This is a genomic window from Bradyrhizobium canariense, from assembly GCF_018130465.1.
GTDB lineage: Bacteria > Pseudomonadota > Alphaproteobacteria > Rhizobiales > Xanthobacteraceae > Bradyrhizobium > Bradyrhizobium canariense_C.
This window is the reverse complement of the sequence record NZ_JAFCKJ010000017.1, coordinates 21,601-46,671: the sequence shown is the minus strand read 5'-3', so window position 1 is coordinate 46,671 and position 25,071 is coordinate 21,601. Positions and strand designations below refer to the sequence as shown.

Annotated in this window: 25 protein-coding genes and 1 pseudogene; 9 read left to right on the top strand and 17 right to left on the bottom strand. The window is 64.7% G+C overall.

Features of this window, described 5'->3' with window-relative positions; all coding sequences use genetic code 11:
- Positions 1 to 5: 5 nt before the first annotated feature.
- Both JQ591_RS31560 and JQ591_RS31555 read right to left on the bottom strand, forming a co-directional pair.
- Positions 6 to 1,589, bottom strand: coding sequence for a sensor domain-containing diguanylate cyclase (locus JQ591_RS31560; protein ID WP_211399873.1), 1,584 nt, complete (start codon positions 1,587 to 1,589; stop codon positions 6 to 8).
- Between the two features lie 235 nt (positions 1,590 to 1,824).
- A complete protein-coding gene (locus JQ591_RS31555) occupies positions 1,825 to 2,685 on the bottom strand; it encodes a hypothetical protein (RefSeq protein WP_211399979.1) in 861 nt (286 codons plus the stop codon).
- Between the two features lie 215 nt (positions 2,686 to 2,900).
- On the opposite strand from JQ591_RS31555, the gene JQ591_RS31550 reads away from it, so the two are divergent.
- Positions 2,901 to 3,149, top strand: a complete 249-nt coding sequence (locus JQ591_RS31550; RefSeq protein ID WP_211399872.1) for a hypothetical protein — start codon at positions 2,901 to 2,903, stop codon at positions 3,147 to 3,149.
- An 8-nt stretch (positions 3,150 to 3,157) separates the two neighbouring features.
- Here the strand turns inward: JQ591_RS31550 and JQ591_RS31545 are convergent, their stop codons facing one another.
- Entirely contained in the window at positions 3,158 to 4,093 is a 936-nt protein-coding gene (locus JQ591_RS31545) for an alpha/beta hydrolase (RefSeq protein WP_211399871.1), read from the bottom strand.
- Between the two features lie 117 nt (positions 4,094 to 4,210).
- On the opposite strand from JQ591_RS31545, the gene JQ591_RS31540 reads away from it, so the two are divergent.
- Entirely contained in the window at positions 4,211 to 5,098 is an 888-nt protein-coding gene (locus JQ591_RS31540) for a branched-chain amino acid aminotransferase (protein WP_211399870.1), read from the top strand.
- Between the two features lie 77 nt (positions 5,099 to 5,175).
- Here the strand turns inward: JQ591_RS31540 and JQ591_RS31535 are convergent, their stop codons facing one another.
- Positions 5,176 to 5,793, bottom strand: a complete 618-nt coding sequence (locus tag JQ591_RS31535) for a class I SAM-dependent methyltransferase (RefSeq protein ID WP_211399869.1) — start codon at positions 5,791 to 5,793, stop codon at positions 5,176 to 5,178.
- A 44-nt stretch (positions 5,794 to 5,837) separates the two neighbouring features.
- Positions 5,838 to 6,434: a polyhydroxyalkanoate synthesis repressor PhaR gene (gene phaR, locus JQ591_RS31530; RefSeq protein WP_211399868.1), complete on the bottom strand. Its 597-nt coding sequence runs from the start codon at positions 6,432 to 6,434 to the stop codon at positions 5,838 to 5,840.
- 304 nt (positions 6,435 to 6,738) lie between these two features.
- Here phaR and JQ591_RS31525 point away from each other — a divergent pair, with 304 nt between their 5' ends.
- From JQ591_RS31525 to yddG, 3 genes are all read left to right on the top strand, one after another.
- Complete coding sequence (locus JQ591_RS31525) at positions 6,739 to 7,917, top strand: acetyl-CoA C-acetyltransferase (protein ID WP_211399867.1); 1,179 nt, start codon at positions 6,739 to 6,741, stop codon at positions 7,915 to 7,917.
- Between the two features lie 241 nt (positions 7,918 to 8,158).
- Positions 8,159 to 8,884: an acetoacetyl-CoA reductase gene (gene phbB / locus JQ591_RS31520; protein ID WP_007599151.1), complete on the top strand. Its 726-nt coding sequence runs from the start codon at positions 8,159 to 8,161 to the stop codon at positions 8,882 to 8,884.
- A 177-nt stretch (positions 8,885 to 9,061) separates the two neighbouring features.
- Complete coding sequence (gene yddG / locus JQ591_RS31515; protein WP_211399866.1) at positions 9,062 to 9,928, top strand: aromatic amino acid exporter YddG; 867 nt, start codon at positions 9,062 to 9,064, stop codon at positions 9,926 to 9,928.
- Positions 9,929 to 9,935: 7 nt separating this feature from the next.
- On the opposite strand, the gene JQ591_RS31510 is transcribed toward yddG, so the two are convergent.
- The 3 genes from JQ591_RS31510 to gloB form a co-directional block, all read right to left on the bottom strand.
- Positions 9,936 to 10,619, bottom strand: coding sequence for a flavin reductase family protein (locus tag JQ591_RS31510; RefSeq protein ID WP_211399865.1), 684 nt, complete (start codon positions 10,617 to 10,619; stop codon positions 9,936 to 9,938).
- Positions 10,620 to 10,694: 75 nt separating this feature from the next.
- Positions 10,695 to 11,117, bottom strand: coding sequence for a cupin domain-containing protein (locus JQ591_RS31505; protein WP_211399864.1), 423 nt, complete (start codon positions 11,115 to 11,117; stop codon positions 10,695 to 10,697).
- A gap of 37 nt (positions 11,118 to 11,154) precedes the next feature.
- Positions 11,155 to 11,922: a hydroxyacylglutathione hydrolase gene (gene gloB / locus JQ591_RS31500; protein ID WP_211399863.1), complete on the bottom strand. Its 768-nt coding sequence runs from the start codon at positions 11,920 to 11,922 to the stop codon at positions 11,155 to 11,157.
- Positions 11,923 to 12,030: 108 nt separating this feature from the next.
- On the opposite strand from gloB, the gene JQ591_RS31495 reads away from it, so the two are divergent.
- A complete protein-coding gene (locus tag JQ591_RS31495) occupies positions 12,031 to 12,777 on the top strand; it encodes a class I SAM-dependent methyltransferase (protein ID WP_211399862.1) in 747 nt (248 codons plus the stop codon).
- A 70-nt stretch (positions 12,778 to 12,847) separates the two neighbouring features.
- Here JQ591_RS31495 and JQ591_RS31490 read toward each other — a convergent pair whose 3' ends face one another.
- The 5 genes from JQ591_RS31490 to JQ591_RS31470 form a co-directional block, all read right to left on the bottom strand.
- Positions 12,848 to 13,648 carry a DUF4167 domain-containing protein gene (locus tag JQ591_RS31490; protein ID WP_211399861.1) on the bottom strand — a complete coding sequence of 267 codons (801 nt, stop codon included), beginning with the start codon at positions 13,646 to 13,648 and terminating at the stop codon, positions 12,848 to 12,850.
- A 461-nt stretch (positions 13,649 to 14,109) separates the two neighbouring features.
- A complete protein-coding gene (gene prmC / locus JQ591_RS31485) occupies positions 14,110 to 14,991 on the bottom strand; it encodes a peptide chain release factor N(5)-glutamine methyltransferase (RefSeq protein WP_211399860.1) in 882 nt (293 codons plus the stop codon).
- Between the two features lie 7 nt (positions 14,992 to 14,998).
- Positions 14,999 to 16,084, bottom strand: coding sequence for a peptide chain release factor 1 (gene prfA, locus JQ591_RS31480; protein WP_211399859.1), 1,086 nt, complete (start codon positions 16,082 to 16,084; stop codon positions 14,999 to 15,001).
- 70 nt (positions 16,085 to 16,154) lie between these two features.
- The gene (gene ptsP, locus JQ591_RS31475) at positions 16,155 to 18,422 is read right to left on the bottom strand and encodes a phosphoenolpyruvate--protein phosphotransferase (RefSeq protein WP_211399858.1); all 2,268 of its coding nucleotides are present in this window, start codon (positions 18,420 to 18,422) and stop codon (positions 16,155 to 16,157) included.
- A gap of 269 nt (positions 18,423 to 18,691) precedes the next feature.
- Positions 18,692 to 19,948 carry an aspartate kinase gene (locus JQ591_RS31470; RefSeq protein ID WP_211399857.1) on the bottom strand — a complete coding sequence of 419 codons (1,257 nt, stop codon included), beginning with the start codon at positions 19,946 to 19,948 and terminating at the stop codon, positions 18,692 to 18,694.
- A gap of 149 nt (positions 19,949 to 20,097) precedes the next feature.
- On the opposite strand from JQ591_RS31470, the gene JQ591_RS31465 reads away from it, so the two are divergent.
- From JQ591_RS31465 to JQ591_RS31455, 3 genes are all read left to right on the top strand, one after another.
- Positions 20,098 to 20,565 carry a PH domain-containing protein gene (locus JQ591_RS31465; RefSeq protein WP_211399978.1) on the top strand — a complete coding sequence of 156 codons (468 nt, stop codon included), beginning with the start codon at positions 20,098 to 20,100 and terminating at the stop codon, positions 20,563 to 20,565.
- A gap of 13 nt (positions 20,566 to 20,578) precedes the next feature.
- The gene (gene ubiG / locus JQ591_RS31460) at positions 20,579 to 21,352 is read left to right on the top strand and encodes a bifunctional 2-polyprenyl-6-hydroxyphenol methylase/3-demethylubiquinol 3-O-methyltransferase UbiG (protein WP_211399856.1); all 774 of its coding nucleotides are present in this window, start codon (positions 20,579 to 20,581) and stop codon (positions 21,350 to 21,352) included.
- Positions 21,353 to 21,634: 282 nt separating this feature from the next.
- Positions 21,635 to 22,534, top strand: a complete 900-nt coding sequence (locus JQ591_RS31455) for an EamA family transporter (RefSeq protein WP_211399855.1) — start codon at positions 21,635 to 21,637, stop codon at positions 22,532 to 22,534.
- Between the two features lie 48 nt (positions 22,535 to 22,582).
- Here the strand turns inward: JQ591_RS31455 and JQ591_RS31450 are convergent, their stop codons facing one another.
- The 4 genes and pseudogenes from JQ591_RS31450 to JQ591_RS31435 form a co-directional block, all read right to left on the bottom strand.
- A complete protein-coding gene (locus JQ591_RS31450) occupies positions 22,583 to 23,068 on the bottom strand; it encodes a DUF1178 family protein (protein WP_211399854.1) in 486 nt (161 codons plus the stop codon).
- Positions 23,065 to 23,943, bottom strand: coding sequence for a carbon-nitrogen hydrolase family protein (locus JQ591_RS31445; protein WP_211399853.1), 879 nt, complete (start codon positions 23,941 to 23,943; stop codon positions 23,065 to 23,067). The genes JQ591_RS31450 and JQ591_RS31445 overlap by 4 nt, the downstream gene beginning before the upstream one ends.
- A complete protein-coding gene (gene grxC, locus JQ591_RS31440; protein ID WP_211399977.1) occupies positions 23,940 to 24,215 on the bottom strand; it encodes a glutaredoxin 3 in 276 nt (91 codons plus the stop codon). Before grxC ends, JQ591_RS31445 begins: the two co-directional genes overlap by 4 nt.
- Positions 24,216 to 24,262: 47 nt before the next feature.
- Positions 24,263 to 25,061 (bottom strand): annotated as a pseudogene (locus JQ591_RS31435) (ComF family protein).
- Positions 25,062 to 25,071: the final 10 nt, after the last annotated feature.

Here is a 25,071-nt window from a genome sequence, read left to right as displayed (position 1 = left end):
TGCGATCACTCCGCCGCCTTGTTCATGGGTGGCGGGGGTGACCATGCCATGCAGCGGTTGCGGCCTTCGGCCTTCGCCTGGTAGAGCGCGCGATCGGCCGCGCTCATCAAGGCGTCGATGCTGGACATGCTGACACTTGCTTCCGCAATGCCGATGCTCACGGTGACGCCGAACTGAACCTGATCGGCAACGATGCGCGAGCTCATCACGCGCTTGCGGATTCTCTCGGCGACGATCCTTGCACGCGACAGGCTGGTCTCGGGCAGCAGAATCGCGAACTCCTCGCCACCGAAGCGGCCGACGACGTCCGATTTGCGCTTGCCATCGAGGCATGCGGCCGCCACGGCCTTGATCGCCTCGTCTCCGACCGCGTGACCATAGCGGTCGTTGACCGACTTGAAATGGTCGATGTCGAGCATCAGGACCGAAACAGAGCGATAGTAGCGCTGAAAGCGGCTCCATTCGGCGTCGAGCGAGCCCAGCAAATGGCGGCGGTTATAGAGGCCCGTGAGCGGGTCGGTGGTGGCCAGACGCTCCAGCATGTTGGCCTTGTTGGTGAGATCGGTAATGTCGACATAGGTCAGCATGCGGCCGCCGTTCGACATCGTGGTGCAGTGGGCCCTGATCCGCCGCCCGTCCGGTGTCTGGAGATCGCGCACATGATCGCCGGCCTTGACCTCGGCGACGCGCTTGACGGGAAATTTCGCCAGTTCGTTCGCCGGCAGATCCGGCGCGCTGGCGCGGTGCACCCGGCTCACCAACGATGCATAGGTCGGGCGGGCGGCGGCTTCCTGTTCGCTCACCTCCCAGAACCGCCGCATGCGCCGGTTCATGAAGCTGGCGTTGAGATCGCGGTCGAGCAGCAGCACCCCGTCCTCGACGTTCTCGAGGGCATCGCGCAGCAATTTCAGCTCGTCGGAATAGCGCACGATGTCGGTGACGGGCGTATAGGTCAGCATCCGCCCGCCGTCAGGCAGCGGCGTGCATTGCATCCGAACGACGTCGCCGCCGGTGCGGCGCAGATCGCGCGGCGACGTATCGCCCGCCTGTATTTGATTGACCCGCTCGGCGACATAGGCCTCGAGCTCGGCCGGTGGAATTTCGTAGGCGAGCGTATCGCGGCCATGGTGCATCAGGGTTGCGAAAGACGGATTGCTGTTGGCGACTTCGTCAGGCAACAACCACATCCGCCGGAACGCACGATTGATCAGCTGCGCGCGGAGATTGGCATCGAGCAGCACGATGCCGAGCGGGACGAAATCGAGAGCCGCGCGAAGCGCCAGCATCTGTCCGCGTATCAGCGAGTCGGTCCGCCGCTCCTGCTCGTCCACGGTCTTCGGCGCGACATGATCTTCCGCTCCGAGCGCAACCCCGACCTGACGGTCCGATCGCCAGAGCACACGGCAGGAGAGGATCTCCTGGCCTGCCAGCCGGAGCTGGAACCGATCGGGCACGCCGATGCTGCTCTGCATCTCCAGCGTCGCGCCGTCTTCGGACATCCGGCGCACGACACAATCGATGGTCGATTGACCGAAGTTGAAAAAGATCTGGCCGGCGAGGAACGTTCGTTCCGATACCAAGCGGGGCATTCCCAACCTCCCAAGCGACAGCGGCCGAGTTTGCCGCAAGCTTATTTGCCGAAAGGTAAGGCGGTGGGCGATTGCGGCGAGAGGGCTAATAATTGGTTCACGCATCCGGCGTCGTCCACGTCAGCGCTGAACGCGAAAAGCCCTTCATCATCAACGATGGGCGGGAGCGGCCCTTGCCCTGATACCCGTGAAAATGCGAATGCTCCGCTTTACGGAAAATCCACCACGACCACGGTCAGTTGCGCACGGCGTAGAGCGGCGTGCGCAACGTCACCTGGTCGGACGGCTTCGGCATCCAGGCGATCTGTGCGGTGATGCCGAACAGGCGGTTGTCGTTGTCGTCCATGCGATCGAGATCGAGGCGCAGGATCGGCTGGGTGAAGGGCTCCGCCAGCACCCTGCCTGCGAGTTGCGCGCCACCGAACGATTGCACACCGAGACGGCCGGTGAATTTCCAGTTGCTCGGCCATTGGTAGTAGCCGCCGGCATAGAGGATCGTGTTCGGCCGGATGCTGGCGAGCTGGCTGGCGACGTCGGTGTAGGTGTATTGCACGCCGGCAAGCCACCCCCGCGTCTCGTCCTCGTCCAGCGCGTAGTCGAACTCCAGGATGTTGTTGAATGACGTTGTCATGCCGGGGTCGTTCGGCACCGACTGCGTCAGGGTGGATTGCAGCGTGATCGTCGGGATCTTTCCGCCGTTCTGCTGGTAGAGGTCGGCCTGCACACCGATGTTCCAGCTCGTGACGCCGAACGCTGACCAGCCGCCGCCGATGTCCGTCGTCGAGCCCGAGACGCCGCCGTAGAGCGAGACGCGGTCGCTGACGTCGACGGTCAAGGGCAGATCGACGGCGATCGATTTCGCGGCCGGCAGACCGTTCGGCAAGCTCGCGCCCCGGCGTGCCGCCAGCGCTTCGAACGCAGCCGACAATGACGTGTTGCCGAAGCCGAGTCCGAGCGTGCCCGCGGGGATCGTCGCGTAGGTCGTGCGCAGATCGAGATAGATGTTTGCGATAGCCGGCTTTGCCGGTGCGTCGTCGTCGGAGGCGAAGGCGGCGGACATCGCCAGACAAGGCAAGACCAGCGCGACAGCGCGCAAAGCCAGGCGATGCAATGGGCTATGCTGGGACACGTGGCGATCCGACGCGTGGCGATTTGATGGCGGAACCGTCGTTAGATGGAACGTGATCGCTCGTGGGGTCAAGCGTTAACCGCAAGCGGTGGACGGCACAGATGTGCGCGGTTACCCTGTCGTGATCGCACTGACACACTCGCCGGCCAGAGTGCAGGCCGGACAATGGAAGGACAACAGCCATGAATACGTCGCGCCGCATCCTGCTCACTGGTCTGGCGGGGCTCGCTGTTGCTCCGACTGCTGTGGCCGCCGCCGTTGCGTCGCCCGTGCCTGACGACGTGACAGTGGCCGAAGAGCGCTTTGCGCGGGTGATTGCCGCCGCGCATGCGCCGGATGTCACGTGTGCGCGGCAAGCTGAACGCTACGCGGATGCGCACTGGCTGGACTATGTCGTGGCGGCCAGGGCCGTGCTCGATGCGCGCGTTTGATTGCGCCCCTATTTCCCCACCGCCCGCCTGACCTGCTCACCGATCTGCGACAGCACGAGTTGTGCCTGCGGCAGGATGGCGCCCATGGCGTGGAAATTGTGAACCATGCCGTCGTGGCAGACGTGCTCGACGGCGACGCCCGCGGCGAGCAGCTTGCGCGCATAGGCATTGCCCTCGTCGCGCATCGGGTCGAACTCGGCGGTGTGGATGATTGCGGTCGGCAGGCCCGCAAGCCGTGTCGCGCGCAAGGGCGAGATGCGGGGATCGGCGGCATCCAAGGCCTCGGGCAGATAGTCGGCGAGATCGGCTTCGATCGTGACGCGGTCGATCAGGTGGCCCTCGGCGAACGCCTCGCGCGAAGGTGAGGCCTCCTCGAAATCCAGCACCGGGCAGATCAGGCATTGCGCGACGATGGAAAGGCCCGCGGTCTGCGCCGCCTGCTGGCAAACGATCGCAGCGAGCGTTGCCCCCGCGGAATCGCCCCCGAGCACCAGACGCTCGGCGTCGATGCCGAGCGACGGGGCCTCGCGCGCCACCCATTCGGTGGCGGCGATCGCGTCGTCCACGGCGGCGGGGAATTTGTGCTCGGGCGCCAGCCGGTAATCGACCGAGACGAGACGGCAGCCGGTCGCATGCGCCAGCGCCGCCGCGATGCGGTCATGCGTGGCAATGCTGCCGGCAACGAGCCCGCCGCCGTGAAAGAACACGAAGCCGGGCGCGCGATCATCGGCGCTTGCGGGTGAATAGAGGCGATAGGGTAGCGCGCCGCCGGGACCAGGCAGCACGCCGTCGGACGTCGCCACGTCAGGCGCATCGGCGCGCGCGAACTGCATCAGCTTTGCCAATGATTGCCGCCGTGCCTCCACGCTCGGCCGGCTCCGTGCCTGCGGCGCAGCCGCAGCCATCATGGACAACAAGCGCTTTGCGAGCGGATCGAGCGGCATGGTGCCTCCTTTTCCCTTGTGGGAGGGTATCTCACCATTTTCCCACAGGGAATCATTTAGAAATTGCGCCCAATAGTGGCGCTATAATACGGCACCACGCCAAGGGGGAGGCCGATCATGGCCGAGATCAAAAAGCCCATCGAATATTCGCCGAGCTGGACCTTCTTCGAGGGGAAATGGCATGACGGCAATGTGCCGATCATGGGCCCGCGCACGCATGCGGCCTGGCTCGGCTCGGTCGTGTTCGACGGCGCGCGCGCGTTCGAAGGCGTCGCACCCGATCTCGACCGTCACGTCGCCCGCGCCAATCAATCCGCGGTCAACTTCGGCCTGAAGCCGGTGGTTGATCCCGGCACCTGGCTGACGCTCGCAAACGAGGGCATCGCACGCTTCGCGCCGAATGCCGAGCTCTACGTCCGTCCGATGTACTGGGCGCGGAACGGCTCGGGCGGCGGCGTGCTGTTTGACCCCGAGACCACCGATTGGTGCCTGTGCATCTACGAGGCGCCGATGCCCAAACCCGTCGGCAACGCGATCACGCTGTCGCCGTTCCGCAGGCCCACCGCCGAATGCGCTCCGGTCGAGGCCAAGGCCGCCTGTCTCTATCCGAACAATTCGCGCGCGCTTGCCGAAGCCGCCTCGCGCGGCTTCCAGAACGCGCTGATGCTCGACATGCTCGGCAACGTCGCGGAGTTCGGCAATTCCAACGTGTTCATGGCCAAGGACGGCGTGGTCTACACGCCGGTGCCGAACGGCACTTTCCTCAACGGCATCACCCGCCAGCGCGTCATCAGCCTGCTTCGCGCCGACGGCGTCACCGTGGTCGAGAAGACGCTGCGCTATGCCGACTTCGTCGCCGCCGACGAGATCTTTTCTACGGGCAATTTCGCAAAAGTCGCGCCGGTGATCCGCATCGACGATCGCGAGTTGAAGCCGGGCCCGCTCTACATCCGCGCGCGGAAGCTCTATTGGGACTTTGCCCATGCGGTGAAGCTGGCGGCTTGATTCGCACTTTCCGTCGTCATGCCCTGGGCAGGCTTGCACTGGCAGGCTTGCACTGGCAGGTTTGGCGATGGCGGGAGCTAGCTGCGTCGCTTAAACCGGCTGAACTGAAACGCCTGCGTCGAATTCCACGGCGTGTGATGCGTCTCGTTGCGCGTTTCGACCAGCTCGAACGCCGGTCCGAGCTCCGCAGCAAGGCTCGCGCTGTCATGACGCTGCACCGGCAGGCCGCTGCACTTCTCCGGACCGCCGAGCGCAAACGTCGCAATGATGACGTGGCCGCTGGGCGCAACCGCCGACCGCAGGCGCTCGATGTAAGCGGTCCTGTCGCGAGGATCGGTCAGGAAGTGAAACGCCGCCCGATCGTGCCATAGATCGTATGTCTTTGCCGGGCGCCAGGTTGTGGCGTCGGCAACGATCCAGTCGACCATTGAAGCGGCTGCGCCGATTCGCTTCTTGGCCGCGTCAAGCGCGTTGGCAGAGAGATCCAGCACGGCGACGTCGCGATATCCGTCCAGCAGGAGGGCGTCGACCAGCCGCGATGCGCCGCCCCCGATGTCGAGGATGGCGGCCTCGCGGTCCGGATTGGCCGTTCTGATCATCGCGAGCGAGGTCGCCGGACTGTTCTGAAACCAGCTGACCTCGGCTTCGCCCTTGGTGGCGTAGACATTGTCCCAATGGGTGCTTCGGTCGGACATGGCGCGTCCTCCGGCTTGCCGGGGAGCCGGCGCATAGGAACGATCTACTCGTCCTTCTTCGACATCCGCTCGAGGCGTTCCTGCATGTCCTTCATCTGCTGGCGCAGATCATCGATATTGCTGTCCTTCGGCGCTTCGGCGGCCGCATCGGGCACCGGCTCCGCGGAGCCCGCGGGGCGTCCCGCGCCGGGCGCGAAAGGCTTGAACATCGAGAAGGTCTGCTGGAACAACTCCATGTTGCGGCGGACCTGTTCCTCCAGCGGCGCAAACGGGGTTCCGGACAGCGAGGTGGCGATCTGCTTGCGGAACTTTTCCTGCTCCTGGGTCAGCGACGCGATGGCCTGCTCCAGATATTTCGGCACCACCATCTGCATGCTGTCGCCGTAGAAGCGGATCAGCTGGCGCAGGAAGGTGGTCGGCAGCAAGTTCTGGCCGGCCTTGTTCTCCTGCTCGAAGATGATCTGGGCGAGCACGGAGCGGGTGATGTCGTCGCCGGTCTTGGCGTCGTAGACTAGGAAATCTTCGCCATCCTTGACCATGGCGGCGAGGTCTTCCAGCGTCACATAAGTGCTCGTTCCGGTGTTATAGAGCCGGCGGTTCGCGTATTTCTTGATGGTGGTGGGTTGGTCTGATTTCGCCATGGGCTCTCACTTGCAAGCGCGGAGAACGGGAACCTGTCGGGCAATGCCGCAGGGCGGGAAGAGTACGCAACGCAACAAAATAAGCATTTTCAAAGGGGTCACGCTACCGTTTTGTGCGCCACGGTTAATCGGACAGCAAAAACGTGCTTGCGAAAGCACCAAGAACGCTATTTTGAATGCGCTGCGGCATGAATTCGGTCGCCGGCCGATTGACATGCCTCAACGACGTTAACAGGATGCCGTCCGAGACTGGCGAGCCGTTTCCCCAGCCCCGTCTGCCCCCATTCAACCCCAGGAGATGCCCATGTCAGACGATGTCGTCATCGTCAGCGCCGCCCGCACCCCGGTCGGAAGCTTCAACGGAGCGTTCGCAACCCTTCCCGCCCACGATCTCGGCGCGATCGCCATCAAGGCCGCGCTGGAGCGTGGTGGCATCGAGCCCGGCCGGGTCTCCGAAGTCATCATGGGCCAGATCCTGACCGCCGCCCAAGGCCAGAACCCGGCCCGACAGGCCTCGATCAATGCCGGCATTCCGGTTGAGAGCCCGGCCTGGGGCGTCAACCAGCTCTGCGGTTCGGGCCTGCGCACCGTTGCGCTCGGCTATCAGGCGCTGCTCAACGGCGATTCCGAGATCGTGGTCGCCGGCGGCCAGGAATCCATGAGCATGGCTCCGCACGCCCAGTACCTGCGCGGTGGCGTCAAGATGGGTGCAGTCGAATTCATCGACACCATGATCAAGGACGGCCTGTGGGACGCCTTCAACGGCTATCACATGGGCAACACCGCCGAGAACGTCGCGCGGCAGTGGCAGATCACCCGCGCCCAGCAGGACGAGTTCGCGGTCGCCTCGCAGCAGAAGGCCGAGGCGGCGCAGAAGGCTGGTAAATTCAACGACGAAATCGTTCCCGTCACCATCAAGGGACGCAAGGGCGACGTCGTCGTCAGCGCCGACGAATATCCGCGCCATGGCGCAACGGTCGACGCGATGGCGAAGCTCCGTCCCGCCTTCGAGAAGGACGGCACGGTCACCGCGGGTTCGGCCTCCGGCATCAATGACGGCGCTGCCGTGGTGGTGCTGATGACCGCAAAGCAGGCCGCCAAGGAAGGCAAGAAGCCGCTCGCGCGCATCGTGTCCTGGGCGCAGGCGGGCGTCGATCCGAAGATCATGGGCTCGGGCCCGATCCCGGCCTCGCGCGCCGCGCTGAAGAAGGCCGGCTGGAATGTCGGCGATCTCGACCTGATCGAAGCCAACGAAGCCTTCGCGGCGCAGGCCTGTGCCGTCAACAAGGATCTCGGCTGGGATACCTCCAAGGTCAACGTCAACGGCGGCGCGATCGCGATCGGCCATCCGGTCGGTGCCTCCGGCGCACGCGTGCTGGTGACGCTGCTGCACGAGATGCAGAAGCGCGATTCGAAGAAGGGCCTCGCCACGCTGTGCATCGGCGGCGGCATGGGTATCGCGATGTGTCTGGCGCGCGACTGAGATAGTTGACGCGTAATTTGCGCGTGCGCTGCACGCGTTGCTGAGTGCGTTGCACGCGATTAAAAAGGCGGCGGTTGCAAATCAAATATTCTTCGCAACCGAACAAGCCTCGACTAAAGAGAAACGCCCGGCTCGACGCCGGGCGTTTTGTTCTTGATGTCCGTCAAACCTGCCGCATAATCCACCGCTAAAAATCATCACTTCAGAAACGTCCTAAGAGTCCAAGGGAAGGAAATACGATATGGCACGTGTTGCATTGGTGACGGGTGGTACGCGGGGCATCGGAGCTGCGATCGGCAAGGCGCTGAAGGCGGCCGGCTACAAGGTTGCGGCGAGCTATGCCGGCAACGATGCGGCGGCGGAGAAGTTCAAGGCCGAGACCGGCATCGCCGTCTACAAATGGGACGTCAGCAGTTTCGATGCCTGCGCCGAGGGCGTGAAGAAGGTCGAGGCCGAGGTCGGCCCGATCGACGTGCTCGTCAACAACGCCGGCATCACCAAGGACGGCGCCTTCCACAAGATGAGCCTCGAGCAATGGAACGCCGTGATCGGCACCAATCTCGGCTCGCTGTTCAACATGTCGCGCCAGGTCATCGAGGGCATGCGTGGACGCAAGTTCGGCCGCATCATCAACATCTCCTCGATCAACGGACAGAAGGGCCAGTTCGGTCAGGTGAACTATTCGGCGGCGAAGGCGGGCGAGATCGGCTTCACCAAGGCGCTGGCGATCGAGAACGCCAAGGGCGGCATTACCGTGAATGCGATCTGCCCCGGCTACATCAACACCGAGATGGTGCAGGCGGTGCCGAAGGACGTGCTGGAAAAGGCCATCTTGCCGCTGATCCCGATCGGCCGCCTCGGTGAGCCCGAGGAAATCGCGCGCGCGGTCGTGTTCCTCGCCGCCGACGAGGCCGGCGCCATCACCGGCTCGACGCTGACCGTCAACGGCGGCCAGTATATGGTGTGATGCGCAGGCATCACGTTCGATCATATCGGTAACTTCATCATGCCCGGGCTTGTCCCGGGCATCCAAGGCCTTAAAACCATCGGCCTCCACGTCACGTGGATGGCCGGAACATAGGCGAGCGGAAGCGACGCCGTCCTTCAGACGGCTCTGCCCGGCCATGACGAAAGTATCTGGCCGATGACTCCCCGCACTGCGACGCTGATCGGATTGACCGCGATCCTGATGTGGTCGCTGCTGTCAGTGATGACGGTGGCGACCGGAAAGATCCCGGCGTTCCAGCTGGCCGCGATGACGTTCGCGATCGGCGGTCTCGTCGGCCTGCTCACCTGGATCGGCCGCGGCGAGGCGGCCAAAAGCCTGCGTCAACCGCTGGCCGTGTGGACCGTCGGTGTCGGCGGACTGTTCGGCTATCACGCGCTGTATTTCCTCGCGCTGCGCTTCGCGCCGCCGGCTGAAGCCGGCTTGCTGAATTACCTGTGGCCGCTCTTGATCGTGCTGTTCTCGTCGTTCCTGCCGGGCGAGCGGCTTGCCGTGCATCACATCGTCGGCGCCGTGCTCGGCCTCGTCGGCACCGTGCTGCTGTTCGCCGGCAACACCTCCGGTTTCACGCAGGGGCAATTGCCGGGATTGGCTGCGGCCTTCATTGCAGCGTTCGTGTGGGCGATCTATTCGGTGTTGTCGCGGCGATTGAAGGCGGTGCCGACCGATGCGGTCGCGGGATTCTGCCTTGCCACCGCGGTGCTTGCCGCGCTGATGCATGGTCTGCTTGAAACCACGGTATGGCCGGACACGACGCTGCAATGGCTGTCCGTCATCGCGCTCGGCATCGGCCCCGTCGGTGCTGCTTTCTACGCCTGGGACATCGGCATGAAGCGCGGCGACATCCGCGTGCTCGGCGCCGCCTCCTACGCGACGCCGCTGCTCTCGACGGGCTTCCTCATCGCCGCCGGTTTTGCAAAGGCCAGCGCCAACATTGCCGTTGCTGCGGTCCTGATCGCCGGCGGCGGCCTGATTGCGGCAAAGGATATGGTGTGGAAGCGATGAGGGCGCATTAAAGCGCCGGCTGCCACCCCGGCGGCCGATACATCGCCTCCGGAATCTGTCCGAGTTCGGAACGCTGCAAGCGTTGCGGCGTCAGGCCGTAGAATTCCTGAAAACTGAGGATCAGCGGCCGCCACTTGTCCGGGTCGATACGGTTGCTCGCGCCGTCCATCATGATGCCGGGATGCGCATGCACGCGGGTGATGCGGACTTCGATCGCGGCGAGATTGCCACGCCAGACCGCATCGTCCTGCGCCATCTCATGCACATGCGCGACCTTCGCCTCCATCTGCACCGGACACTCGGCGGCGCGTGGCGCGCCGACCGTCTCGCCCGGTAGCGCCGTCAATCCGCTGAGACCGAACTTGTGCTTCTCGTGCCGGTAACCGCGATGGAGCTTTCCCGGCGGCACCGGATCCGAGCCCGTGGTGCGGGCGAGGCGGTCGACGGCGGCGACGAGGTCGGCGGACGGCAGATTGAGCACGCATTCGCCGCTGCGAATCATGTTCTCGGTCGTCTTGGAATTGCGCGCGAGCCCAAGCATGCAGCGCCATCCCACCCACCATGCCGACGACATCGGCGCGAGATTGGAGGAGCCGTCTTCGTTGGTTGAGCCAATCAGGACGACGGGCGTTCCGAAATACAAAATGGCCGGGTCGATCTGAATTGCTGGCGGATCGAATGTTCCGTGCATCACGCGCTCCTGTTCACTGGATGCGCTGTGTTACGCTGTGCAACGGATCGAACCCACCCGATTCCAGATCGGGCGTTACGGCTCCCAGCCCTTCGGCGCGAGCTCGAACTTTGCGAACTCGAAGGCCGGTGCCACGGTGCAGCCGACCAGCGTCCACTCGCCGGTGGTCTCCGCCATCTGCCACGCATCGGCCGGTACGATCGCCTGTGGCCGCTCGCCGCTCGACAAATCCGTACCGAGCCGCACCTCGTGCTGGGAGCAGCCGTCATGGGCGATGCGCAGCGTCAGCGGGCTGCCGGCGTAATAGTGCCAGCTCTCGACAGCATCGATGCGATGCCAGTGCGAGCGCTCGCCGCGCGCGAGCAGGAAATAGATCAGGGTCGAGCGCGCGCGGCCGTTGGCGTCTGTGGTCTGGTCGCGAAACGTCTCGCGGTAATGCCCGCCTTCGGGATGCGGGCGGAGTTCGAGGCGCGCGATGATCTCGGCTGCGGTCGGCATCGATTCCCGTCAGGATCTGTTCTTCAAGACCTGTTCTTCAAGACTTGTTCTTGCGCTCGCGCAGCTCGCCGAACACCGCGGTGGCATCCGCGCCCTTCATGTGCAGCCTGGCTGCGATCGACGGTTCATCGGCGCGCAGGAACACGTTTGTCCGCTTCTCGTCACCAAGCAGTGAGGGAATGGTCGGCTTGTTCTCGGCCCGCAGCTTCGCCACCTCCGCCGCGCGCGCCTGCAGCGCCGCATTGTCGGGATCGACGGTCAGCGCGAACTTGACGTTGGACGCGGTGTATTCATGGCCGCAATAGAGCTTGAAGTCGTCGGGTAGGGCACGCAGCTTCAGAAGCGAATCCCACATCATCGGATAGGTGCCCTCGAACACGCGGCCGCAGCCGATCGAGAACAGCGTGTCGGCGGCGAACAGCGTTTTCTCGGTGTCGAACACGTAGGAGATGTGGTCGAGCGTGTGCCCGGGCGTCTCCAGTACGCGCCCCAGCAAGCTGCCGACCTTGACGATTTCGGCATTGGCGACGCGCAGGTCGACGTCCGCGATCTTCGTCGTCTTGTCATGCGGCGCGACGACGCGGCAATTGTATTTCTGCTTGAGTTCGGCGACCCCGCCGACATGATCGCCATGATGATGGGTAATCAGGATGTCGGTGAGCTGCCAGCCCTCGCGCTCGAGCGCCTTGATGATGGGACCGGCTTCCGGCGCGTCGATCGACGCCGTCGCCTTGGTTTCCACATCGTGGATCAGATAACCGAAATTGTCGTTTAAACAGGTGAAAGTACGAATTTCGGCGGCCATGTCATCTCCATCGCGCTCAGCTCCGCCTGACAAATATGGCGTTAACGTTGCGCAGGCAATGCAATATTCCGCGCGCGGGGCCCGCCTCGTGCATGTTACATTGCCGCCATGACCATTGATGTCGTCGACCTCCGCGAGTTCTACTCCCGTCGCCTCGGGATTGTGGCGCGGCAAATGATCAATCGCGGCATCCGGGAGCGCTGGCCGCGTGTCGAGGGCCAGCGCGTGCTCGGCTTCGGCTATCCCACGCCCTATCTCGGGTTGTTCCGCGAGGATGCGGAGCGCTGTATCGCCTTCATGCCGTCGGCGCAGGGCGTCCTGAAATGGCCGACGGGACGACCGGCGCTCGCCTCGCTGGTGGATGAATTCTCACTGCCGCTTCCCGACGCCGCGGTCGATCGCATCCTGCTGGTCCACGCATTGGAAATGTCGGACGATCCGGCCGCGCTGCTGCGCGAGGTGTGGCGCGTGCTGTCGCCGTCCGGCCGCGTGATTGCGGTGATCCCGAACCGGCGCGGGGTGTGGACCCGCACCGACAGCACGCCGTTCGGTCACGGCCGGCCCTATTCGCGCTCGCAGATCACCGACCTGTTGCGCCAGACCTGGTTCACCCCGACCGGATGGGGCGAGGCGCTGTTCATGCCGCCCTATGCCGGCGGCTGGGTGCTGAAATCCGCACAGATGTGGGAGCGCGCCGGCGCGGCGCTGTCGCTGCCCTTTGCCGGCGTGCATATCGTCGAGGCGACCAAGCAAGTCTACCGCGCGATCCCAGCCAAGCGCGAGCGGGCGCGGCTGATTCCCTCGCTGGCGAAGCCGGTGCTGGTGCCGTCCTCGACGACGGCGACGCGCAGCTAAAACAAATCGTCCCGGCGAGGCCGGGACGATTCAGGTATTGGCGCAGGATGTCTGGCGAAAGGGCTGCGGCTTACTCGCCGGGGGCCACTTCGTCGCTCGAGGCGGCCGGAGCGGCTTCGCGCTCGGGGCGCGGGCCATTCGGCCGGCGGCGCCGCCGCGGAAAGCGTTCGCCACCACCACCCTCGAAGCCGGCCTGGCCGGGCGCGCCACCGTTCACCTGCGGCTGCGGACCGGTGATGAAGGAGGGCAGACGATCGACGCTGACGGCGTCGGCAACGACGGGCTGGGGCTGGTTCAGCGGTAGCGGTTGTGGCTGCGGCTGATATTGCGGCTGCGGACGATGGTCGCGTTCGCGATGCTCGCGCGGCTGCTGGTTGTCGCGCTGATAAGCCTGATTGTCGCGCGGCTGATGATCACGCGGCTGATGATCGCGCTGGCCATCGCGGTCGCGCGCGAAGGTCTGCTGCTGCGGCGGCTGCGGGACGAAACCCGGCTCCTGGCCGAAATTCGAGAAATTCTCGCCGTCGTCTTCGCTGTCGTCACCGCTGTTGTTGCTGATGGGCTCGTCGCCGCGCGGCTGCTGGTTCTGCCGGAACTGTTCCTGAGCCGTCGCGATCAGGCGAAAATAATGCTCGGCGTGCTGGTAGTAGTTTTCGGCCGCAACGGGGTCGCCGGAGGAGCGCGCGTCGCGCGCGAGCTGGAGATACTTTTCGGCAATATGCGAGGCCGTGCCGCGGATCTTGATGTCGGGTCCGTTGGACTCGTAGACCCGAGTCATCGGGTTCTGGCCGCGCCTATTATTATTGTTGTTGTTATTGTTATTATTATTGTTGCGGTTGCGCATCCGCTGCTTGTTCTGACCGTTTCTCATGTCCTGCCTTTAATTCCAGCCCTAAAGGTTGCACGCATTACTGATTGCTGAGAGTGACTTGATGACAGCGGTTCACATCGCTTGCGCGCACCGCACGCAAGAGCGGATTGATCCCTGCCGATGTTCATCGACCGTCGCGTTCAACAAAGACGCGTTCCCCACCCGCCAGCATCCATCGCCAGCGAACCCATTCATATCGCCTGCCGAAACAAGCCCTGCTTTGTTGCGTAAGTCTTCAAGCGCAATATCAGGCTTTCGTTCACGTTGCGGTCGGTAAGCAGCGCAGCTCAAATGGCCATCGCGCTCAACAGGACCTGCGGCTTGGAACCTTTATCAGTAAGCTCTCGCCCGAGAGCCCGGCTTTTGCCCGTAGGTCTACGGGGCCGGCACCGATGTGTTAAACGGAAGGTAGTCGTTCCCAAGGGATATTCCAAGAGGTTTTTTGCAGCCCAATCCGGCTTTTATGGGGACTTTTTTCGGGCCGAAACCGCCCGCAGGATGCCCGCCAGATCGGTCCGGGGCGGCCTGTCCACAACCAACGCGGCTGCCGTCATCAAGGTTTCAATATTCCGGGCCTGGCCCTGTCCGGCCTCGACGATCAGTGCTCCGCCGGGGGCTAGACGCTCGGTCGCCTGCGGGATTAGGGCACGATAGGCGTCGTAACCGTCATTGCCGCCGTCGAGCGCCAGATGCGGATCGTGCTCGCGCACCTCGATGCTCAGCTTCGGAATTTCGGCCGACGGGATGTAGGGCGGGTTCGACACGACGAGGTCGAACGGGCCGCGGAGCGCCGCTGCGTAGGAGCAGGCGACGAAGCTGGCGCGGTCGGCGAGGCCCAGAGCCGCGGCGTTGTCTCTGGCGGTCTTGAGCGCGGTCAGACTGAGATCGGTGCCGACGCCGAAGGCGCCGGGAATTTCGTGCAGCAACGCAAGCAGGATGGCGCCCGATCCGGTGCCGATATCGGCGATGCGTATCTGATGGGAGGCTTGCCGCTCGCGAAAGATTTCGAGCGCGAGTTCGACCACGGTCTCGGTATCGGGACGCGGCACCAGCGTCGCTTCCGACAGACGAAACGGCAGGCCCCAGAATTCACGTGTGCCGAGAATGCGGGCGACCGGCTCGCCGGCGATGCGGCGCCCGGCATACTGCGCGAGCCGCGACGCCTCGGTCTCCGTGAGCAGGCGGGCGGCCTGTGCAACGAGGCCTGTGAGATCGAGACCGAGTGCCGCGCCGAGCAGGATCCGTGCGTCGAGCTCGGCTTCGTCGAGCTGCGCCGATCTCAGTTGCGCAGCCAGCGCGCGTCGCGCGCTCTCGATCGAGAGTCCGGTGAAGGGGTTGCTCACGCGCCGCTCACGCCGCCGCGCCCTGGGCGGCGAGCTGCGCGGCTTGATGCTCGGTGGTCAGCGCGTCCGTCAATTCGCCCAGCGCTTCGCCCGCGATCACCTGCGGCAGCTTGTAGAGCGTCAGGTTGATGCGGTGATCGGTGACGCGTCCTTGCGGGAAATTATAGGTGCGGATGCGCTCGCTGCGGTCGCCGGAGCCGACCTTCTCCTTGCGCTCGGCCGAGCGCGCCGCGTCGAGGCGTTGCTGCTCGGCGTCGTAGATGCGCGAGCGCAGGATGTTCATGGCGGACGCGCGATTCTTGTGCTGCGAGCGGCTGTCCTGCATCATCACCACGATGCCGGTCGGGATGTGGGTGATGCGGATCGCCGATTCGGTCTTGTTGACGTGCTGGCCGCCGGCGCCTCCCGCGCGCATGGTCTCGATACGCAAATCATCGTTCTTGATATCGACGTCGACCTCCTCGACCTCGGGCATCACGGCTACGGTGGCGGCGGATGTGTGGATGCGCCCCTGCGTCTCGGTGTCTGGCACGCGCTGCACCCGGTGCACGCCGGATTCGAACTTCAGCTTCGAGAACGCGCCGCGGCCCTGCACCTCCGCGATGATTTCCTTATAGCCGCCGACGGTGCCTTCGCTCGCCGAGATCACCTCGACCTTCCAGCCCTGAAGGGCCGCGAAGCGCTCGTACATCCGGAACAGGTCCCCGGCGAACAGCGAAGCCTCGTCGCCGCCGGTGCCGGCGCGGATTTCCAGCACCACGTTGCGGTCGTCCATGGCGTCCTTCGGCAGCAGCGCGACGCGGATCTTCTGGACCAGTTCCTCGATTTTTGGCGTCAGCTCGTCGCGCTCGGCTTCCGCCATGCCGCGCATCTCCGCATCGGTCGCGGGATCGGCGATCAGCGCCTCGGTGTCGGCGAGCTCCTTGACGGCCGAACGATAGGCCTTGACCGCTTCGATCAGTGGCGTGAGCTCGGCGAGTTCACGCGTGATCTGCACATAGCGTTCGGAGGCGAGTTGCCCCAGCGATTCCGCCTCGAGAGAGGCATGATGTGCAAGGAGCACGTCCAGTTTGGCTTCGGGAAGTGACGACATCGGTTCAGTCTCAAAATGCGAAAAAGGGCGAGGCGGCAAGAAGGGGCGACAGGAAGGGGCGACAGGCCCGCTACAACGCCAGGCCTTCGGCCTCGGCAAATTCCGTCAGCTTCTGCCGGATCGAGACGCTGCCGGCGGGCGCGTCCAGCAACGGGCCGAGCATCGCTTCGGCCTTCTTGGCGTCGAGATCGATCACCATCGCCTTGACCGGGCCGAGCGCGGTCGCCGAGAGCGACAGCGAGCGATAGCCCATCGCGATCAGGGCCAGCGCGCCGATCGGCTTCGACGCCATCTCGCCGCAGAGCGACAGCGATTTATTTGCGGCTTGCGTCTTGCGTGCGATGTCGCGTAGCGCGCGCAGGATCGGCGCCGACATGGTGTCGAAGCGTTCGGAAACTTTAGCGTTGCCGCGGTCGACCGCGAACAGGAACTGGAACAGATCGTTGGAGCCGACCGAGATGAAGTCGACCTTCCTCAGGAGCTCGTCGAGCTGATAGAGCAGCGCCGGCACCTCGACCATGGTGCCGATGTCGATCCGCTCCGGCAGGGTGTGGCCGTGCTGGCGCAGATAGGTCAGCTCGCGTTCGACCAGCGCCTTCGCCGAATCGAATTCACCCACCTCCGAGATCATCGGGAACATGATGCGCAGCGCACGTCCGCCCCCGGCGCGCAGCAGCGCGCGGATCTGGCCGCGCAACAGGCCGGGACGGTCGAGCCCGAGCCGGATCGCGCGCCATCCGAGCGCGGGATTCTCCTCGATCACCGCTTCCATATAAGGCAGCGCCTTGTCGCCGCCGATGTCGAGGGTGCGGAAGGTGACGGGCTTGGTGCCGGCGGCATCCAGCACGGTGCGATAGAGCGCGAGCTGGTCGCTGGTGCGCGGCAGGCTCTGGCCGACCATGAATTGCAGCTCGGTGCGGAACAGGCCGATGCCGGCGCTGCCGGTGTCCTCGATATGCGGCAGGTCGATCGCGAGACCCGCATTGATCATCAGCTCGACCTTCTGGCCGTCCTTGGTGACGCAGGGCCGATCGCGCAGCGCCAGATACTGCGCCTGGCGGCGGGCGCGGAAGCGCACGCGCTCGGCGAAGGCCGCTTCGACCTCCTGCGATGGGCGCACATAGATCATGCCGGAGGTGCCGTCGACGATGACGGCGTCGCCGGGATCGGCGATGCCAGGCGCGTTCGGCACCTCGCCGACCGCGGGAATGCCGAGCGCGCGCGCCACGATCGAGACGTGGGAATTGGCGGTGCCTTCCTCCAATATGATGCCGCGCAGGCGCTTGCGGTCGTAGTCGAGCAGCGCCGCCGGCCCCATCGCGCGCGCGATGACGATGGCATTGTCGGGCAATTGTTCGCGTGAGGGCGCGTGATCCTGGCCGACCAGCTGCCGCATCAGGCGATAGCCGAGATCCTCGAGATCATGCAGCCGGTCGCGCAAATAGGGATCGGTCGAGCGCAGCATGCGCGCACGGGTGTCGGATTGCACACGCTCGACGGCGGCTTCCGCCGTGAGGCCGGTGGCGACCGCCTCGTGCAGCTTGTGCGACCAGCCCTGGTCGTTGGCGAACATGCGGTAGGCTTCCAGCACCTCGCGATGCTCGCCGCCCTCGGCGACGTCGCCGCGCTCCAGCATGCGGTCGAGATCGGCGCGCAGCTTGGCGAGCGCGGTGTCGAGCCGCTTGATCTCCTTCGGCAGGTCTTCGGCAATGTAGTCCTTGATGACGACGCGCGGCTCGTGCAGCACGACATGGCCGAGCGCGATGCCTTCCGACAGGATGGCGCCGACCTTCTGCGCCGAATGGCGCGCCGCGGGCTCATGGCCAGGCTGTGCCAGCGCAGACAGCTCGCCGGAGGCGATCAGCTCCGCCAGCACCATCGCGGTGGTCTGAAGCGCCTCGAGTTCCTCTTCGACATAGTTGCGCTTGGCGCGGTTCTGCACCACCAGCACGCCGAGCGTGTTGCCGGCGCGCAGGATCGGCACGCCGAGGAAGGAGTGGTAGATCTCTTCGCCGGTCTCCGGGCGGAACGAGAAGGCCGGATGGCTCTGCGCATCGTTCAGGTTGAGAGGCGTTGCCTCGCTGGCGACCAGGCCGACAAGGCCCTCATGGGCGCTGAGCACGGTGTGGTGCACCGCCTCGCGGTTGAGACCTTCGGTGGCATAGAGCTCGAGCGTGTTGTCGATGCGCAGCACATAGACGGAGCACACCTCGGCCACCATGTTGGCGGCGATCAGCACCACGATCTTGTCCAGCCGCTCCTGGGCCGAGACCTGCTCCGCCATGGTTTCGCGGAGCCGTCTCAACAAGACGCGGGGACCTCCCGACGCGCTCCGCATGAACCGTCAATCTCCTCCGTCTGCCGGGGCCGAAAGGGCCCGCGGCGGCTCGCCCAGAAATCCAGAAAAACAACAAGTTTGCTCGTCCGGCGCCGGCCCCGGCGGTTGCCAGAGCCGAATCAGCACCACCTCAACTGGGGCACAGTTTCTGGCAGCCCACCCTGTTCGCCGTATAGCGAATTGGGGCTTGTTTTGCCAAGCAAAACGCCTGCCAAACGCGAAAGTGTGGACACCTTCGCGTTTGCTGCGACCGCTAAGAGAAAATTAGCCTAAGCCTGATCGAGACCGTAGAGCGTGTGCAGGGTGCGTACCGCAAGCTCGGTATAGGCGGCGTCGATCAAAACCGAGAATTTGATCTCGGAGGTTGTAATGGCCCGGATGTTGATGTTCCGTCCGGCGAGCGCCGAGAACGCCTGGGCGGCAACGCCGGCATGGCTGCGCATGCCGCTGCCGATCACCGAGATCTTGGCGACGTCGGTAGCGGTGTCGAGCCGGGCATAATTGATCTGGCCCTTGGCCGCGGTGATCGTCTCCTTGGCCCTGGTGTAGTCGGCAGCCGGGACCGTGAAGGTGAGATCGGTGGTCTTGCCGTCCTCGGAGACGTTCTGCACGATCATGTCGACGTTGATGTTGGCATCCGCGAGCGGGCCGAAGATCGACGCCGCAACGCCCGGCTTGTCCTCGATCTGGCGTACCGAGATCTGGGCCTCGTCCTTCGAAAAGGCGATGCCGGTGACGACGTGGCTTTCCATGATCTCCTCCTCGCTGCAGATCAGCGTACCGGGCGGCTGGTTGGCATGCGGGTCGATATCCTCGGGCTTGTCGAAGCTCGAGCGGACGAAAATCGGCATGTTGTGGACCATGCCGAGTTCCACCGAGCGGACCTGGAGCACCTTGGCGCCCTGGGAGGCCAGTTCCAGCATGTCTTCGAACGCGATCTTGTCGAGCCGGCGCGCCTTCGGCACGATTCGCGGATCGGTGGTGTAGACACCGTCGACGTCGGTGTAGATGTCGCAGCGGTCCGCCTTGACGGCGGCGGCGATCGCCACGGCCGAGGTGTCGGAGCCGCCGCGGCCGAGCGTGGTGATGCGGTTGGTCTCCGGGTTGATGCCCTGGAAGCCGGCGATGACGGCGACCTCCTTGCGCTCCCTGAAGCGCTTGATGATCTCGCTGCCGTCGATGTCCTCGATCCGGGCCGAGGCATGGGCGTCGCTGGTCTTGATCGGGATCTGCCAGCCCTGCCAGGAGCGGGCCTGGATACCCATGCCCTGAAGCACGATGGCGAGCAGGCCGGACGTCACCTGTTCGCCCGAGGCGACCACGGCGTCGTATTCGCGCGCGTCGTGCATCGGCGAGGCCTCGGTGCACCAGGCTACCAGCTCGTTGGTTTTACCGGACATCGCCGAGACGACCACGGCCACTTCATGGCCGGCGTCGACCTCACGCTTCACATGGCGTGCGACGTTGCGGATACGTTCGATGTTGGCGACGGATGTGCCGCCGAATTTCATCACGAGGCGGCTCATGACGACGCGTGCATTCCCTCATAAGGATAAGTATGGTGACCCGCGCTGGACGGGTGCCTGCGATACCGACCGCGCGTATACAGAGCGGCGGGGCCGGGGGCAAGCGGGTTCCTGCGCGGGCCAATCCGGGCAATGGGTTAATCGAGGTTATGGCGCGTTATATCGACGAGATCCTGCAACCGGGCGAGCGGGTGCTGTATTCGACCAATGCGCACTGGATCTTCTATTTTCCGGCGATCCTGGCCTGGATCGTGGCCCTGGTCCTGTTCGTCCTGTCCCGGCAAACCATCGTCGAAGGGCTCGTGCTGCTCTGCCTCGTCGGGGCCGGCCTGGTGGCTCTGGCGGCGCTGTACTGGACCGTGAAGGGCTGGTTCCATCGCTTTACCACCGAGACCGATGTCACCAATTTGCGGGTCGTGCACAAGACCGGCTTCATCAAGCGCCGTACCTTCGAGATGGCGCTGGACAAGGTCGAGAGCGTCGATGTGAATCAGACCATTCTTGGACGTATTCTCAACTATGGCGACGTGACCATCAATGGCGTGGGGGAAGGTCGCGAAACCATCCGGACCATCGCCTCGCCGCTCGCCTTCCGCAGTTCGATCACCACGCGGTAGGACCGCGCTTACGATGAGCATGCAGCAAAATACTTCCGCAACCGCAAGCACCCCGCCGGGCTCGACCGTCGACGCCGCCGAGATCGCGAAATTCTCAAAGCTCTCGGCCGAGTGGTGGGATCCCAACGGCAAGATGGCGCCGCTGCACCGGATCAACCCGCTGCGGCTCGGCTATATCCGCGATGCCGCCTGCCGCAAGTTCGAGCGTAATTTGCGCAGCCTCAACTGCCTCGGTGGTCTGCGCGTGCTCGATATCGGCTGCGGCGCCGGCCTGCTCTGCGAGCCGCTGTCGCGCCTGGGTGCGCAGGTCATCGGCGTAGATCCGTCGGTCAGCAACATCGCGGCCGCCAAGCTGCATGCCGACAAGGCGCATCTGTCGATCGACTATCGCTGCACCACGGTGGAAGAGATCGACCCGCGCGAGCGCTTCGACATCGTGCTGGCGATGGAGGTGGTCGAGCACGTCGTCGACGTCGGCGTTTTCCTGAAGCGCTGCGCCTCGATGCTGAAGCCGAACGGGTTGATGGTTGTCTCGACGCTGAACAGGAACTGGAAGAGCTTCGCGCTCGCCATCGTCGGCGCCGAATACGTCCTGCGCTGGCTGCCGCGCGGCACCCACGAATGGAACAAGTTCGTCACCCCAGACGAGCTGACGAAATACCTGCTCGACAACCGCATGGTCATCACCGAGCAGACCGGCGTCGTCTACAGCCCCTTCGCCGACAAATGGACCCTCTCGTCAGACATGGACGTGAACTACATGGTGGTGGCGGAAGGCATGGTGTGAGCGGGTGCTGCTCGTGGCGGCCTAGCTGTCTCCGCAAATTAGGTGTCGTCCCGGCGCAGGCCGGGACCCATACCCCAGGGTCTAATTGGGCGAAGACTGATAACCACGAGTCTTCGCCAAACCACTCTCGGGGGTAATGGGTCCTGGATCTGCGCTTCGCTTGTCCAGGACGACACTGAATTTGCCGCGCAAGCATCGCACCCATGACATCCGCGTGATTGACCTGCTTGGGCGCTAACGGCAGGTTGGCCGCAATCTTACCAACCACCGTCCCCATCCCCAATGTTCACCGTCGCCAGCCTCTGGATTCCCTTCACAATCATTGCCGCGTCCGGGCAGGTCGCGCGCAATGCGATGCAGCGGTCGCTGACGAAGCCGCTGGGGACCTGGGGCGCGACCAATATCCGCTTCCTGTTCGGCTTCCCGTTCTCGCTGCTGTTCTTGGCCGTGGTGCTGGTCGTCTCCGGCGATCATCTCAGCATGCCGCCGTCGGCGTTCTGGCCGTGGCTGCTGCTCGGCGCGCTCAGCCAGATCGTCGGCACCGGCTTGATGCTGCTCGCGATGAACGACCGCTCCTTCGTCGTGACGACGGCCTACCTGAAAACCGAGGCGATCCAGACCGCGATTTTCGGCTTCGTCTTCCTCGGCGATCATCTCACCTGGCTGAAGGTGCTGGCGATCGTGGTCGCGACGGTCGGTGTCGTCATCACCGCGCTGCGGCCCGGTGGGGAGAAGAGCTTTGCCGAATTGAAGCCGACGATCACCGGTCTCGTCGCGGCGGCAGCGTTCGCGTTGTCAGCGGTCGGCTTCCGCGGCGCCATCATCAATGTGCCTGATGTCTCCTTCGTGACGGCAGCATCGTTTACGCTTGTGCTGGGCCTGTTCGTGCAGACGCTGATTTTGACGATCTATCTGCTCTGGCGCGCGCCCAAGATTCTGCAGGCGATCCTTGGCCTGTGGAAGCCATCGCTGTTCGCCGGCTTCATGGGCGCCTTTTCCTCGCAGTTCTGGTTCCTTGCGTTCGCGCTGACGGCGGCCGCCAATGTCCGCACGCTCGCCTTGATCGAGGTGCTGTTCGCGCAAGGCGTGGCGTACTACTCGTTCAAGCAGCCGATCGCGCCGCGCGAGATCATCGGCATCGCGCTGATCGTGGTCGGCGTGGCGGTGCTGGTGGGCGTTTAGCTAAATCACTCAGCCGGCGTCATGCCCATGACGAAGACTGCGAAAGCCTCAGTTCCGGTCTTCCGGCAGCGTCGGCAGCGGCGACACTTCGATGCCTTCGTCGATCAGCGATTTTGCTTCGTCGGGGGAAGCCTCGCCGTAGATCGGGCGGTGCTCCTTGTCGCCGTAATGCATCGCGCGGGCTTCGTTGGCGAAGCGTTCACCGACATTGTCGGCGTTCTTCACGATGTGATCGCGCAATTCCTTCAGCTTGGTGCGAAGCTCGCGCTCCTGCGCCATCAGCAGCGAGGTCGGTCCGGACGGCACAGCCTCGGGCGTGGTCGTCGCCGCGGCGGGTTCTGGTGGCGGCGTCGCGCGTCCGCGCCCCTTCTTGCCGACGATGCGCGGGGCCATGATCGCCTTGTCGACCTTGGCCGAGCCGCAGATCGGACAGGTCACGAGCTTGCGCTTCACCTGCGAATCGTACGCCGACGAGCTCTGGAACCAACTCTCGAAGTCGTGGTTGCGGTCGCAATGGAGCGCATAGCGGATCATGCCGATCCCCGCACGAGGTGCAGATGGTCCGGTCCGCCCTTGGGGTCGGCGACGCCGAAGCGGCGGCCGTGCTGGAGCGAGGGGATCGCACGGCGCGCGGTCTCGACCTTGGCCGGGTCGATCTTGGCCATGATGACGCCGGGCTCGACATCGCCCTCGGCAAGAATCTCGCCCCAGGGATCGATGATCAGTGAATGGCCATAGGTCTCGCGCTTGTTCTCGTGGGTGCCTGCCTGCGCCGCGGCGAAGATGAAGCAGCCGGTCTCGATCGCGCGGGCACGCAGCAGGATGTGCCAATGCGCCTCACCGGTCTTGCGCGTGAACGCGGACGGCACGGTGATGAAATATGCGCCGCTCTCGGCCAGCGCGCGGTAGAGCGCAGGGAAGCGCACGTCGTAGCAGATCGTCAGCCCGACGCGGCCCCAGGGCAGGTCGGAGATCACGGCCGTCTCGCCCGGCTGGTAATTGGCGGATTCGCGATAGCTCTCGCCGTCCGGCAGCTCGATGTCGAACATGTGGATCTTGTCGTAGCTCGCGAGCACATTGCCCTCGGGCCCGATCAGGAAGGAGCGGTTGACCGCCTTTTCGTCGGAGAAGCGCAGCGCCAGTGAGCCGACATGGAGGTGGATATTCAGCTCCGCCGCGAGCGCGCGGTAGGCCTTCAGCGAGGTGTCGTCCTCTTCGCTCTGAAGATGCTCGAACAGCGCCTTGCGGTTCAGCTGCATCATGTTGCTGACTTCGGGCGTCTGCACGTAGTCGGCGCCATTGGCCGCAGCCTGGCGGATCAGCCGGTTGGCTTGCTCGAGGCTCGGCTCGGGCATCAGGCCGGTGCGCATCTGCACCATGGCCGCAGTGAAGGTCCTGATCTCGCTCATGACTCCGCCTTCACGTTGCCGAGCATGCCGTCGAGCTTGCCTTCGCGGTCGAGCGCGTAGAGCTCGTCGCAGCCCCCGACATGGGTTCCGCCGATCCAGATCTGCGGGAAGGTCGAGCCCTCGCCGGCGCGGCCGTACATCTCGTCCCGCCAGGACGGGTTCTTGGCGATATCGAACTCCGTGAAGGTCGCCTTCTTGCGGGTCAGCAGCGACCTGGCGGCGGAACAATAGCCGCAGCCCGGCCTGGTGTAGATCTCGACAGCAGCGGTCATGGTGTCTGGCGCTCTCATGTCACGAATTCATTGAATTATATGGGACTTCACCGGCTCTCGACAACCCGGGCAAAGACCAGCACGTCCACTTGCGCCGCCTTGGCGCGGAGCAGGGCCCGCGCACAGGCATCCAGCGTCGCACCCGACGTCAGGACGTCGTCGATGAGGACAATGCGCCGACCCTGGACGTCCGCCTGACGGTCGGGGGATACCTGGAATGCGCCCTGCACATTGGTGGCGCGCTGGGCCCTCGACAGGCCGATCTGCTGCTCGGTGGCGCGTACCCGGCGCAGCACCTCAGCCTTCACTTTCACCCCGCTCTGCCGCTCGATGATCCGCGCCAGCGCCCCGGACTGGTCTGTAGCGGCGGCGCCAGGCCCTTCGCCAATGCAGGGGAACGGGCACCAGCATGTCGGCCTCGGTGAGCAGCTCGCCGCCCGCGCGCGCCATCCAGCGGCCCATGGCGGGCGCCAAATCAGTGCGGTCCTGGTATTTCAGCGCATGCACCAGGGTGCGCGCGACGTCGTCATAACGCACCGCGGCGCGCGCCCGCTGGTAGGCCGGCGGGCTCGCGATCGCCTCCATCGACAGCATGTCGGGGCCGGGATCGTACACAAAGGGAATGCCGAGCCGCGGGCAGTACGGCCGTTCAATGAACGACAGCCGCGCCCAGCACGCCGCGCAAACGCCCTCGCCGTCGACCGGCTCGCGGCAGGACACGCACAGCGTCGGCAGCGCGATGTCGAGCGCGAGCCGTGCCGCACGCTCCAGCGCGTGACGGCCGGCCGTCCATGCGGCACGCAGGGGGGCGGCGATGGAGCGGGAGGGGGCGGCATCGGCTTCCATGGGGCGAGGC